Raw genomic sequence first — 13,016 nt, 5'->3', positions numbered from 1 at the left:
TTCAGGGAAAGCAGATATGTTAGCTAAAAAGCCCTCGGCATTATCCTTATTGCAATGCCTGCTGTTAGAGCTGCCCTGTTTATATTAGCGGGCAACAAATGATAACTTAGGTCAGAGCCCGGCTTTACACTTTATCGCTAAAATCAAAAAATATATAAATAAAGACAAGTAAAATCAACACTATGATACCGGCAAAAATAAAGTATACCGGATCCCGCTTATCTCTTATTTGTTCTGATAGCTGGTATAAGGCCTTAATATCTCCTGTTGGCAATGTCTGGGTGGTATCACTAGGCTCAGGTAATAGCTCAACCAGATTATCAAGCAATTTCCCCCGTTTATTTAACAGCTGCACCAACGCAATATTGCCGAGATAATAATCAAATTGCAGTTGCTCAATATCCTTGTTCCAAGGGTGTAAATAGGCGGTGGAAACTTCTGTCTCTCGCTGCTGGTCCGGATAAACACAAACCAGAGTGAGATTGTCATGGGCCCCGGATTTTAATACCTTTTCCTGTATGTCATCCAGTTTATCCAAGATGCTGATATCGGCTGAAAAACAGTTAAACATCAAACTGTCACTCACTTCGCTATAAATACCGTCACTGCATAATAAAAATAACTGCCAGGCGGTCATATCCACCAGTTTGATTTCCAGGCACAGCTCGACATCCAGCCCCACTGCCCGGGTAATGGCATTGCTTTTAGGCATTTTTTTCATGTCATCTTCACTAAGCTGCCCTGACTTCATCAACTCAGTCGCCTGGTTATGATCCCAGGTCAGGCAGAATAGCTCCCGGGCATCTTGCCCGTAACAACGGGAATCCCCCGCCCAAATAAGAATACCGAGATTACGCCAGCGGTTAAGCAACACCAAAGTCGTGCCCATATAGGCTCCGGCAAAGTTTTCCCTGGCATAGTGATAAATTTTGAGATTAGCATTAAAGACCAGCTGCTCCAGTTGCTCAACCCGCTCCACCAAGGTTTCTTTGAGCTGGACACCTTTAAAGGTCTGTTTAAGCATTTGACTGGCTAAGGCTCCGTCCCTTCCTCCCCCCATGCCATCTGCCACTAACCATAACTGATTGTTATCATCCCTAAGATAGGCATCCTGGTTTTCACTGCGAACACGTCCCTGGTGGCTGATGGCCTGACTTTGCCAGTTTTGCGTCAACATCAACTTTCTCTTTCCAAAAAGCTGATATAGGCCTGTGCTGGCGGCATATCGTCAAACACCCTAAATTGCGGCGCGCGCCTCTGGCTGCCGCATGACCACCAAAAACTATATTTAGCGGTTTGATGCTTAATAAAATTACAGGCCATAGCAGATACTGCCGGTGTCAGATCCTGCAAATCAGTGAGTTCACAGCTAAAAAGTTCCCCACCGGTTAAGGGTGAAACCAATGCCTCAGGGATCAACCGCCCGCTAAGTGCTGCCTCGGTTTCCCGGGTCAAATGCTCCAGTAATGCTTTAAGATCTATGCTTGTCTCATCAAGTAAGGCGATTAAGAAATCTTCAAGGCTAGTCAGTTCACTGTCTAGGCAGCACAATAAAGCCAGGGGATTATCTTGCCCGTCCAACTCCGCCACTAAGGTAAATGGGTATAACCTGCCAACCTTGTCGACACTGGGCATAGTGATCCCCAGAAAGGCATTGTCATCCAACAGACCTTCACTGAGGTAAAATCGCCAAACCGGCGCATTTAGATACAGCTTTTGCCACTTGTCTTTCAGCTGCCAGCCGGCACTTTCCATTGCGCGCATTTGCCAGTTGTCCCAGCGCTCAATAAAAACCGCACTTAGATTACGGCGGATAAAATCACCAAATGCCGGTAATTTGCCATAAAAACCTATGCCCTTGATCATAAGCGCTCCAGGCAGACAAATTGACCTAAGGCGGGAATCGCCAAGGGGTGTACCCTGCGACTGGAAGCCACGGCATAAATAGCCTGATAGCCATCCAGGGTAAAGGTAAGTTGAAAACTATTTTTTTTCAGAGGTTTGACCTTGCTACTTGCCAACAGGCGAAATAAACCGAAAGTACCTTCCTCCCTGTGCACCACCTCGCTGCCATCTTGCCGGGTAAAAGACATGGTAATGTGTTCAACGCCCCTGCTGCCGGGCCAGGCGATCTTTTTAGTGATCGGCGGACCAAACTGATAAGTTACCGGCTGACCGGAAATATTCAAACTGAAACGCCTCACTCTGGGGTCCAGATATACCGGGGTAAACTCCAGTTCAACAAAGGGATTGTCGCCGCTGATATCAAAATAACTTTGCCTGATCAGGTTTGCCTGCTCAAAAAATCTCAACGCCTGCTGTGAATATAATAATTTTGCCGGTACTTCCCCTTTCCAGCGCCAGGGCGCACTGACATTATCAATCAGCTTATCCAGGTATTTATCATAAAAACGCTGCAACAGCCCCGAGCGGGCAAAAAGCGCACTAAAGTCCTGCAGTAAAACCTCCTGCCTGGCCAAAGGCATAAAGGGATAACCTTGGCCGGTGATCTTTTGGCATTGTGTTAAATAAGATTGTTGCCAGACGCGGGCCACTTCCTTGCTGGCGCCATACCATAAAGCATTTTCAGTTTCCTGGCTGATTTGCACCAGCCAACGCTTTAACGGCATAGCTTGCCTGACGGCAAACGTTCTTAACCCCTTAACCGGTTTATGCTCTTGTTTGGTCTCAGACACAATGCCCTGGCCGCTTTGCTGACTTAACAGCGATAAATGGACAAAAAGCTCCGAAAGAGCATTGAGCAATTTATCCTGGTAAGCCAGTTTACTTGCTTCATCATTTACGCCATTGATGGTAGCAAACGCCTGTGTCACCCGCTCTTTTGGAGAGAGCTTTTCATTACCAAGCCCAGCCCCCTGATCGGCTAAGCGCTGCAGCCGGCTTTCCCCGGAAAAGCCCTTGCCCAGTAATTCCTGGGTTTTATCCATCAAACCGGGTTTGCTCAACCGGGTATTTAACTCAAGGGTGTTTAGCAGGTAAATAAAGGGGGAATGACTGCCGCTGGCACTTTCAAGGGCTCGGATCCCTCTGGAAAGTTCAGTAAAGGCATCTATGTGTAATTGCCCCAATAAGCTTTTCCATGCCTTGATATAATCATGGGCATAAAGGTCCATAATGTCGCTCTTTAACCGGCGAAGATCCGGCTCTTGTTCCTGCTCCCCTAATACCCAGCTATAGCGGCCATGGTCATGTAAAAAGGCCTCCAGCAGCTCTTGCTCCACTTTTTCAAAAAACTCCCGGCTATAAAACAAAGATAATACTTTTTCCGGCTGCGGTGGCGCGGCAAAGACATCCTGCCACGCCGGTCCGGCAATATCTTCCATGGTAAGCATAAAGCTGGTATTGCCAAGATAGCTCTGTTTAAACTGGTGATAATATAAGTCGGCTAACTGGCTTTGTTTCAGCTTGTTTTGTGCCCGGGTGATCACTTGCTGATCCAGATTAACCCTTAGCCCGGGTTCATGCAGCAACTGCTGAAAATGACTCAACAGTGAATTAAGCTGTTCTTTTGAGAGCCGGTTTTGTTGCTGCCAGCTTATACTTGTCTGCGCCATTAAAAAATCGATATCCCTGTCCTGCTCACGATCCAGCATCAAATAAGCCTTAAGGTTTTGAAAAATAACCCCGCTGTCGACATTGCTGCGCGTTAATTGCCTTTCGAATAAGGTTTTTACCCAGGGGATTACGATCACATTCGCCAGCCGCTGATAGCTTTCATTTACGGCATCATTAAGCGCTCCTGCCTGACCCAGTCCCAACTGAAGAAAACCGCCCTGCTGCGCTTTTAAGCTGGCAAGCATATTCGTCAGCTGATTTAACGGCTGCAAGCCCTGCGGCACTGCCATAGCCTCCTTACCGCTGTGTTGATATTGTTTCAGCCAACTCAGCAGCTGCCGGTCGGTTTGCCGGATCAGGGTTTTATTATCCTGATAACTGAAATACCAGCCAGCCAGCAATAACAAAGTCATGGCGCCGGCCAGGGAAAAAGCGCCGGTTAACAGGCGTTTTTTGCGTTTTTCATAGGCGGTGAACACACCAAAGGCATTGGCTTCTTTAAAAACCAGCTCTTGCAACAGATTTTTAATAAAGTAACTGCGCGCTTCAAGGGGAAAACTCAGGGTATTTTTAGCGTTTAACCCTAAACTGGTGGCGACATTTGCCAGCAAATTGTCTATGGGAGCACCATGCTGGGTACCGCTGGTGAAATAGACGCCCCGGACTATGCCTCCCCGGGTAAAGTCATCTTGATGGCAAAACGCGCTGACTAACTCCTTCAAGGCATTTTTTAATGCCGCCACCTGGTGGCTAAACAAATAAATGCTTTTCTTGCGCCCGCTGTCACGCTCCTGCTCCATCCGCCGCCACTGCTGATGACACAAGGAATGCATCAGCGCCGCGAATGCCTGCTCGAACTCCGCCATCACCCCGGTATCGGTGTCGGTAAAGGTCAACCCGAATACCTGCTCGCGCTCGCGATAGCCATAACTTTCAAAAAACTCGCTAAACCCCGGCAACAGATCTGTTTTCGTCAGCAGCAGATAGACCGGTAATTTCACCTTAAAGCAGGCATTTAACTCACTCACCCTTTGCCTGGCAGCATTTATCTGCTCATTAAGCCCCCCCGGGCTTGCCGTTAACAGTTCATCAACCCCGATGGCCACCAGCACACCGTTAATGGGCTTTTTGCGAAACTTGCAAATGAGCGCCAGAAACTGCTCCCAGGCGGCACGGTCAAGCTCACTATGGCTATCCCGGCTGGTATAACGCCCGGCGGTATCGAGCAATACCGCCTCCCGGCTGAACCACCAGTCACAATTTTTTGTGCCGCCAACCCCTTTGACCGCAGTTTCACCTAATTGGCCGGCCAGGGGAAACTCTAAACCTGAATTGGCCAGCAAGGTGGTTTTACCGCAGCCCGGCGAGCCTATGATCATATACCAGGGTAAACGGCTGAGCAGCTGCTGCCCGCCGGTATTCTTATTGATCAGGGTAAAAGCCTGGCGGAACTTTTCTTTGAGCTCAAGGGCTTCGGCATCTTTATCTGCCTGCTCCTGTCCGTCACCGGCCAGCGCCTGGTTCAGCTGCTGCTCCTTTTTTTTCTCTTGATGGTAGCGATAAAAGCTGCTCACCGCCCAGACCAGCAATATCAATAAAATCACTAAAAAGCGCTGTGAAGCCTGGTATAAAGGATAGTAACCGGCAAAAGCAATATAGGGTCCGGCAAACCAGATGATCACGGATAAACAAATAACCAGTACCAAAGGTTTAAACCAGCTCAGGGAGAAAAGTTTTTTCATTGCTGATTTTACCTGTCCCATGGTGTCAACCCCTTAGCCAGTAACATCACTTCTACCCTGCGATTGCGGCTTCTGTTTTCATCACTGGTATCGGCCACCAGCGGCTGACTGTCTGCAACGCCCCGGGCATATATGCGCCCCGGCCGGTCCATCAGGGATGTCAGCCAGGTTTTCACGGCATTGGCCCGGCTTAGGGAGATACTCCAGTTTGAATCCGCTTTACCGGTGGAGTCGGTATGCCCTACCACCAGCACCGAGCCCTGATAGCCGTCAAGCAGAGTTTTAAAAGCCAGTTTATCCGGTAGAAACTGACTGTCCGGCTGCAAACTGCCGCTGGCAAACAGTGCTGCGTGCTTTAAACGGATCACGACAAACCCCTGCGTCACGTCAACGCTGACCAGACCCTGCCTGATATCCTGTGCAAACAGCTCCCTGACATTATCCAGTGCAACGTCGCTATTTCCCCACTCCCCGGTTTCCTTGCCAGCTTCTATAACTCTCTTATTATCGGGAGCCTGTTGTTTTTCCCAACTGATCAATTCTTGCCAGGCGACATCCGACAAATGCCGGTATACGGGTTCAACCTGGCCGCGTAATAAAAAGAAAAATGAAAAATAGCCAATGGCCAGGATAATGAACATCAGCGAAAAGAGCAGATAGGGGGACTGATACCTGAATGCTTGCCCACCGGCTCCGGAGACTCCCTGCCAGGCAGGAGACAAAGGAGTATTTTCCCCACGACGTACATCAGAGATAGCTGCCACCAGTTGCTGGTTAATGTTACTCAGGGTTGCGCCATTATCTTTAGCGATGCGGTATTTGCCGGCAAAGCCCAGGCTCAAACAGACATAAACCAGCTCCAACAGGTTAATGTTTTGCCCCGGCTGTTGCAGCAGCTTGCCCGTTAACAAAAAGAACTTTTCACCGCCCCAGGTTTCATTGTGCAGTTTAGCCAGCAGAGTCAGCTGCGCCCAATGACTGTCATTGCCCCAGGGGGTAGTCAAGACAATCTCATCCACCAGGCAACACAAGAGATAACGTGCCGTCACTGCCGTTTCCCTGCTTTCCCCTGCCTGCAACGCCAGGGATTCAAATGCCAGTAACTTATCTTCTATATCCTGCCTGAGCTGCTCCGCTGTGGTGCCCGGGGCAATAACGGCAGCACTGCCGACAAAAATTAAAATATCATTCGCCGCAGCCAATAAAGGATTTTTCAGGCTGTCAAGGCACAGCGGCTGTGTTGCATCCAGCCTGGCCCTGACACGGCGGGCAAAATCAACGCCGGCAATTTGTGTTTCTTCACTGCCCTCGCTCGTCCCCCGTCTTCCCCCCGGGTTCGGCATGCCTATGGTGTTATCATCATGGTTAGACACGTTAACTGGTCCTTACCGCCCACAGCTCTAATTTCAGGTTGGGGAATTTGCTGCCGACATGGATGGCAAGTCCCCCTGATGTTTCCAGGCTTTGCCAATACTGTCCCTGCTGCACCAGTTCAAAATAGACTGTCCCCTTTTGATAAGGGATTTGCCGGGGAGCCACCGCCAGTGGCGTAATTTGGATCCCGGGTAACTGGACATTCACTAACTCTTTAATTTCTTCTACTGCGCCAAGTTTGACCTGGCCCGGGAAAAATTTCCTTAACTCATCCAGGCCCATGTCCGCACTCACCGCCAACACAAAAGCACTGTTGGTTAATAGCCGCTTATCCGGCAGTACGCCGACACTAACGCCATATTTGCCGTCTTTTAGTGCGATATTGACGGACTTTTGTTCAAGTACGGCACTAAAGGAAGCTTTTAGCTCACTGATCAGCGCATAAAAACACTCACTCAGCTGCTGATGGTTATACACAGGCAAATCAGGCGCTAATTTACCGGCATGGGTAAAGGTTGAGAATTCACCAATGATCTCGATAAAAAGCAGGTAGAGGAAATAAGGGTGCACACAAGGTTGAGAGCTGACATGCACTAGCCGGGGCAAATAACGGTTCAGGCACAATAACATCAAAAAATCAGATACTTCACTTGCTACCGCCTTGCCTTCTACCGAGACCCGGTTGGCAATTGCCTCGGCCCGGTGGCGGACAACACTTTCAAGCTCCTCCAACGCACTGCAGATATACGCACAGCTTTTAATATTGATGGTAGAGGCAATAAAGTCATGGCTAAGCACCACTTTGCCGTCCCCTTTCACTTCCTGCACCCGGGCAAGCGGAATAGAGAGATACTCGGCCCTGTCCTCTTTTTCCCTGAGCAGCCTTATATTTAACGCACAGACCTCAACATGATTTTTTTCCGCGTGATCGCAGCTGGTGTCCCTTAACGCTATTTCTTCGAGCAAATAGCGGCAATAACTGGCTTTTTCCCGGTCGCGGTTAACTTCGGTATTGTTGGCGTGAAAAAGATACAAACATAAATAAATGATCTGCCCGCGGTCCTGACCTGTGATTTCCAGCGCCGGCGGCAAGTTATCCCGGTCCGGGATCTCAAAAAAACTGCCGTCGGGGAAAAACCCCGATGCCTTTACCAGACTGACTTTACCGGCATTAAGTAAGGCACTGTCAATTTCAAGGTTTGCCACTCCCCACCTTGGGAATTGATCATAATTTTGCTGGCCTTGAATAAGCTGCTCAAAATAACGGGTTTGCTGCTGAAAGTGCTGAGGCAGCATCAGCATGCCCTCGCTCCAGACCACTCTTTTTTGCCCGGGCATAACCCTTACTCCCGGATCTGGGCGTTGATACTTAACTTATTTACCCGGATCAACAGCTTGCCCCTGCCAAAGATGTACATCTTTTCCTCCGGTACCGCCACCAGTTGCCGCCAGGAGGCATTTTCAATATCCATAAAGCCAGATACCAGGCCAAAATATTTCGTGTTTTTGGAAATATCAATTTTAATGGTCTCTGTACTGCCCGGCTGCACCAGGTAATCATTGCTTTGGATCAACTCATTGCCCAAACCGCCAAGGTCTGTTGCCAATAAATCAGTGAAGCCGGAATTGGCGAAATTGGCATCATTGGTAAGCTGAAACACCCTTAACAGTACCGGTGACGGATCACCGGAAAAGTTGGGATTGATATTTTTGACCGCTTCAATTTCATAAACAAAGCCTCTTTCTTTATCCACAGGAGAAACGCAGGCGGTTAAAAGCAGCCAAGATAAGGCGGTAAAAGAAATGAGTTTAGGTAATATAGCCATTATTTGCTCGACTCCTGCTGTTCCTGATTAAGTTTTAACACCTGTTGCTCATAGGCCCGGGCAAAATCCTGCCCTAAAAATTCATTAAGGTTTTCAGTGATCTTGCTCTCAAGCTGCTGATGGGTAGTTTTATACTGCTGCCAGTATTTAGGGCTGGCCAACAGGCTGCGCAATTTATTGGGAGATGCGGCAGCGGTTTTTTCTATCTGCTGCGGCGACAGGGTCTGCAGTACCTGTTGCAAGGCTGCCTGTAGCCCGGCAACAAAAGCCATTTCATGAATTTGCAAATCTGTGATCGCCTGGCCGACCGCTGCTTTCGCCCCAAGATAAGCGGGCTTTCTGCGGGTAAATAAATGCTCTAATGCATCTTGCTTATCAACGGAAAATTTCAGCGGATTATTGGATCTGGGCTGAATGGTGGTCATCGACAGCCTTGAACTTTGCTTAAAGACAGCCCGGCCATTGATTAACTTGATAATACCGGCTGTGGCTTCATTGACAACATCGGCAATGTCATCAACAAAGGGTTCGGGGTTTTGCAACAATTCGGGAGGAAGTGCCAGCCCCAATTGGCGACTTAAAGCGGCAACAGCATCAAAGCTGTCATCACCTTCATTAACCTGGCCTTCAGCGCCTATATTCGCAGAAAAATCTGCTGCACCTTCAACAGGAGCTTTTTCAGCATCAAGCTCTGCAATAGCCTGCTGTTTGTTTAAAACCTTACCCGGTTCAGGCGCCGCTTCAAATGTTTCTTGCTCATTTGAAGTTGTAACGGCTTCATTGAAATCCCAATCGGTAGGAATTTTCTCCACCGCGACATTATCCGGCTTAAAATAGCCATCGAGGGCACTATCGGCGCCATCACTTAACGGAAGGTCATTTTGTTGGTTAATCCCGGGGGAGGTAAAAGCTTGTTCACTCAAGCCAGAGCCTGTCCCTGCAATAGCATCGCCCTCACCGGGAGTTGTCTCGGCCAAAGGATTAACACCGTTTAATATTTGCTGAACAGGATCTAGCTCATTATCGATTAACAGCCCTTCATCCCGTGAAATATCGCTGGCCTGTTCTTCCTGCACAGTACTTGAAGTGATAGCAGGCTTTCCATCTTCATTGAGCAGAAAATGCAGTTCATAAGGACCGATAATAACCGCCGTACTATTATCAAGCTTTATTCTATTGCCTTTGCCTATAGCCTCGCCGGCTTCCTTTAACCAGCAGCCATTAGTACTGATGTCGGTAAAGAAAAAGCTGCCCTGGAAATAATCTATCTGCGCATGTCTGGAGGAAATAAAACGTTTTGCATCTTCAAGCACACAGGTATTGCCTGCTCCCCTGCCTATGGTCGCTCCGTCTTCACCTATATTAATCACCTGCGCCGATACTTGAGGCTTTTGGGTATTAACGACGCTAAGTTCTAAAGTGACAGCCATGGATTTTCCAGCCTAGTTATTCAATCACTGGTGGTAGATGCATGAAAAACGACTTGGCCTGATATCCGATATACAGGCCTTAGAAGCCAGAATTGCCGCAAGCCTTAATTGACGTATAAAAGTGGCACTTACCACCCTTTAAAAATCTAGCACAATATAACAGATCCGCTAGTCTAATCAGGTAAATGAACTAATTCATTTTTTAGGCTTTTTCGGTAAAATCTCGGCTAAACTTAACCTGATTCGATCGCCTTTACATCACAGTTTTACCGGGCAGGTTATGTTACAGCTGGTCAACCATACTCCTTTTACCACTCAGCTTTTGATCACTACCAATCCTGAGGGGGAAGATATTGCCGTACTGTGCATCAAGGCCAGCTTCAACTTGTTGCCTGAAGTAATACTGGCACCAGAGCAACTCCCGGTAATCCTCAGCGATGAGTTTAGCGGCGACCCGCAAACCTCCAGCCTGCTATATGCAAGTGAATGCCTGTTGGCCAAGCCCGGACAGGATATCGTAGTCAACGGCAGCGCCTGGTCTCCCACGGGCAAAGCCGAGCCTGAGTTTGACTGCGGTATCAGCATAGGCAAGTTTTCAAAAAATATCCGTGTCTTTGGTGATCGCCACTGGCATAAGGGCAATATCAGCACACCGGTCCCGGTACTTTCCGTGCCCTTAATTTATGAAAATGCCTACGGCGGTTGTCATCACTTTTTACCCGAGCAAGAACTGTCACCACAATCTGCCGTCTATTATCCGCAAAACCCCATAGGAAAAGGGTTTTGCGGACGCAGGAAAAAAAGCGAGCTCCAGGGGCTGCCTTTACCTAACCTGGAAAACCCGGAAAAACTTATCGCCGATTTTCAAGACACTGTAATGCCCTGGAGCCTGGGATATATTCCCGGCCATTGGTCCCCGAGAAAAGAATATAGCGGCACTTATGACAGTCAATGGCAGCAGCAGCGCAGCCCCTTGTTGCCGCTGGATTTTAAGCGAAAATTTTTTCTCTGTGGTGCCTGTGGCTGCAACCTGCCCCCCGGCTCCCTTTGCGGCGGGGAAAAAGTTGCACTTACCAACCTGGCAAAACAAGGTTTGATCACCTTTATACTACCCGCATGTGAATTTAAGGTAGAGGCGATCTTTAACGGTGAAACTTCCCAAGCCGAACTGGTCCTGGAAACCCTATTACTAGAGCCAGAGCTCAACCGCTTTTGTTTAGTGTGGAAAACAGAGATCAACTGCCATAAAAACCCCTTGCTGTTAAATGAAATCGACATTGCGCTAACCAGGGCCCAGCACTTTTTGGGGTTAAGCTGATCAAGGCAAAGCGCTATCGCCACAACAATAGCCAAAGTGCGGGAAATTTATTGTAATTACGCTGGTATAAACAAAAAATCTCTTCTATTGATATACATGAGTCCCAATATTTCGGAACAAAGCCATGGCCACTACTGTATTTGCCAACGGCAGAGGGGTAGTACACAAGCAAAGCGGCGGCATGAGCCTGGTCTTTCCCGATGTCTGTAAAACCCCGACTCCCGGAGGACCCGTACCTATCCCCTACCCCAATACCGGTAAGGCATCCGATACCAGCTCAGGTACAAGAAAAGTAAAAGTTGACGGTCAGATGGCCATGGTAAAGGGGGCAAACTATTCCACCTCCATGGGAGATGAAGCAGGATCCGTCGGCGGCGTTGTCAGCGGCGTCACCAAGGGAAAATGTGAATTTATGCTCTATTCCTTTGATGTAAAATTTGAAGGTAAGAATGTCTGCCGCCTGGGAGATACACTGTTTCACAACAAGAAAAACATTATGGGATAAACCAAAATGACACCGTCTTCCGTGATCAAAAGCGTGATAGACAGCCACTTTGATGAAGCAAGTGATTGCTACACAGATTTGCTTGCCACAGAAAATAGCCCACAATTCGCCCGATATCGCCATGAACTACATCAGCGCCTGATGGCAAACCTCGAAGGGCTGATGTTAAGCGGGGATTACGGCTGGAGTTTATGCCAACAATCTTTGGAGAACGAGGCTAACAGTGCCAGCGAGCATTTTATCGTGGCTTTTTTAGCCTTTGAATTCAACGATATTCGCTATGTCAAAAACATGCTTGGCAATGCCTTTATCGACAGCAGTTTTTTTAAAGCAACTTCAAATGCACTATGTTGGCGCAGCTGGAAAAAAGCACAATTTTGGGCAAGCCAATTTAGCCAGTCAGAAAAAATTAATGACCGGCTTTTGGGCTTGCAGGCATTCCGGTATCACCAGCAACAAGCGCCGTTATCCCTAAAGACAGCGGTTGAAACCTGCTTTAACAGCCAGCACAAGGTCGCCCGGGATTTCCTGCTAACGAATGTGATCACGGATAAAGAGACTGAACTGCTGCCAGTACTGACCCCCTTTATTAGCAACGAACTCAATGCCGGTAATTTTAACTTAATTTGCAAATGCATCAGCCTGCAAGGAGTTCAACTTATCGACCGGCTCCTGCCCTTTATCAGCCAGGAAAATAGCAACCAGGAAGCTGCGGTGGCTTTTGTTTTTTCCCGCATCGCGGTACCCAAAAGATGCCAATGGCTTAACTACTTAAAAGCACACCCTAATGACATACGGCTATTATTGATTGCTATAGGCGCCATGGCAGACAGCCAATACCTGGACTGGGTTATCAAGCAAATGGACAGCCCGGAATATGCCCGCCTGGCGGGCAAAACTTTTAGTTTATTAACCGGCATTGACCTTAATGAAAGAGGCTGGGTATTAAATGATGCCAGTTTAGACCAGGCCTGGCTGGCTTATGATTTTGACGAAACCCTGGACTGGCCGGACAAAAGCCAAGTCATCGCCAATCGCGCCAGTTGGCAGGAGCAGCAGTAACTTCGTTTTGGCTGCTTTTATGATTGCAAGGATATCCTTGCCCGCCCAAGATGGTTTCTGAATTTTTTCCAGGCAAATATCCCCGAAACCACTAAAGCGGCACCAGCAAAATCTTTCACAAGAAAAACCTTTAAGCGGCCACAGCCGAAAAAGTGTAACAAAATAATACAAAAACACTTGCAC

10 protein-coding genes are annotated in these 13,016 nt (G+C 48.2%); 3 read left to right on the top strand and 7 right to left on the bottom strand.

The genetic code is table 11. From position 1 onward, the window contains the following. Positions 1 to 124: 124 nt before the first annotated feature. From QL234_RS08495 to tagH, 7 genes are read right to left on the bottom strand one after another with little or no spacing between them, the layout of a single operon-like run. Positions 125 to 1,177, bottom strand: coding sequence for a protein phosphatase 2C domain-containing protein (locus tag QL234_RS08495; protein WP_281557394.1), 1,053 nt, complete (start codon positions 1,175 to 1,177; stop codon positions 125 to 127). Then, positions 1,177 to 1,866, bottom strand: coding sequence for a type VI secretion system-associated protein TagF (gene tagF / locus QL234_RS08490; protein ID WP_281557393.1), 690 nt, complete (start codon positions 1,864 to 1,866; stop codon positions 1,177 to 1,179). The genes QL234_RS08495 and tagF overlap by 1 nt, the downstream gene beginning before the upstream one ends. After that, entirely contained in the window at positions 1,863 to 5,318 is a 3,456-nt protein-coding gene (gene tssM / locus QL234_RS08485) for a type VI secretion system membrane subunit TssM (protein ID WP_281557392.1), read from the bottom strand. The genes tagF and tssM overlap by 4 nt, the downstream gene beginning before the upstream one ends. Positions 5,319 to 5,326: 8 nt before the next feature. After that, a complete protein-coding gene (icmH, locus tag QL234_RS08480) occupies positions 5,327 to 6,691 on the bottom strand; it encodes a type IVB secretion system protein IcmH/DotU (protein ID WP_281557391.1) in 1,365 nt (454 codons plus the stop codon). 1 nt (position 6,692) lies between these two features. Continuing rightward, positions 6,693 to 8,030, bottom strand: a complete 1,338-nt coding sequence (gene tssK, locus QL234_RS08475) for a type VI secretion system baseplate subunit TssK (protein ID WP_281557390.1) — start codon at positions 8,028 to 8,030, stop codon at positions 6,693 to 6,695. 5 nt (positions 8,031 to 8,035) lie between these two features. Beyond that, on the bottom strand, positions 8,036 to 8,518 hold the full coding sequence (gene tssJ / locus QL234_RS08470; RefSeq protein WP_281557389.1) for a type VI secretion system lipoprotein TssJ: 483 nt from the start codon (positions 8,516 to 8,518) through the stop codon (positions 8,036 to 8,038). Next, complete coding sequence (gene tagH / locus QL234_RS08465; protein WP_281557388.1) at positions 8,518 to 9,948, bottom strand: type VI secretion system-associated FHA domain protein TagH; 1,431 nt, start codon at positions 9,946 to 9,948, stop codon at positions 8,518 to 8,520. Before tagH ends, tssJ begins: the two co-directional genes overlap by 1 nt. 280 nt (positions 9,949 to 10,228) lie before the next feature. Between tagH and QL234_RS08460 the strand changes: the two genes are divergently transcribed. The 3 genes from QL234_RS08460 to QL234_RS08450 all read left to right on the top strand — a co-directional run bounded on the left by QL234_RS08460 (position 10,229) and on the right by QL234_RS08450 (position 12,833). Then, a complete protein-coding gene (locus tag QL234_RS08460) occupies positions 10,229 to 11,266 on the top strand; it encodes a DUF2169 domain-containing protein (RefSeq protein ID WP_281557387.1) in 1,038 nt (345 codons plus the stop codon). A 124-nt stretch (positions 11,267 to 11,390) separates the two neighbouring features. Continuing rightward, the gene (locus QL234_RS08455) at positions 11,391 to 11,771 is read left to right on the top strand and encodes a DUF4150 domain-containing protein (RefSeq protein WP_281557386.1); all 381 of its coding nucleotides are present in this window, start codon (positions 11,391 to 11,393) and stop codon (positions 11,769 to 11,771) included. 6 nt (positions 11,772 to 11,777) lie between these two features. Next, positions 11,778 to 12,833: a hypothetical protein gene (locus QL234_RS08450; protein ID WP_281557385.1), complete on the top strand. Its 1,056-nt coding sequence runs from the start codon at positions 11,778 to 11,780 to the stop codon at positions 12,831 to 12,833. Positions 12,834 to 13,016 lie beyond the last annotated feature (183 nt).

The organism is Thalassomonas sp. RHCl1 (assembly GCF_947387555.1).
Lineage (GTDB): Bacteria > Pseudomonadota > Gammaproteobacteria > Enterobacterales > Alteromonadaceae > Thalassomonas.
Note: the sequence above shows the minus strand (reverse complement) of the source record. Positions and strands in the feature narration are given on the sequence as shown.

What these genes read in the sequence shown, in the direction of transcription:
- QL234_RS08460 (WP_281557387.1), top strand. Translation starts at nt 10,229, where the DNA reads ATGTTACAGCTGGTCAACCATACTCCTTTTACCACTCAGCTTTTGATC.
- tssJ (WP_281557389.1), bottom strand. Translation starts at nt 8,518, where the DNA reads ATGGCTATATTACCTAAACTCATTTCTTTTACCGCCTTATCTTGGCTG.
- tssM (WP_281557392.1), bottom strand. Translation starts at nt 5,318, where the DNA reads ATGAAAAAACTTTTCTCCCTGAGCTGGTTTAAACCTTTGGTACTGGTT.
- tagH (WP_281557388.1), bottom strand. Translation starts at nt 9,948, where the DNA reads ATGGCTGTCACTTTAGAACTTAGCGTCGTTAATACCCAAAAGCCTCAA.
- QL234_RS08450 (WP_281557385.1), top strand. Translation starts at nt 11,778, where the DNA reads ATGACACCGTCTTCCGTGATCAAAAGCGTGATAGACAGCCACTTTGAT.
- QL234_RS08495 (WP_281557394.1), bottom strand. Translation starts at nt 1,177, where the DNA reads ATGTTGACGCAAAACTGGCAAAGTCAGGCCATCAGCCACCAGGGACGT.
- QL234_RS08455 (WP_281557386.1), top strand. Translation starts at nt 11,391, where the DNA reads ATGGCCACTACTGTATTTGCCAACGGCAGAGGGGTAGTACACAAGCAA.
- tssK (WP_281557390.1), bottom strand. Translation starts at nt 8,030, where the DNA reads ATGCCCGGGCAAAAAAGAGTGGTCTGGAGCGAGGGCATGCTGATGCTG.
- tagF (WP_281557393.1), bottom strand. Translation starts at nt 1,866, where the DNA reads ATGATCAAGGGCATAGGTTTTTATGGCAAATTACCGGCATTTGGTGAT.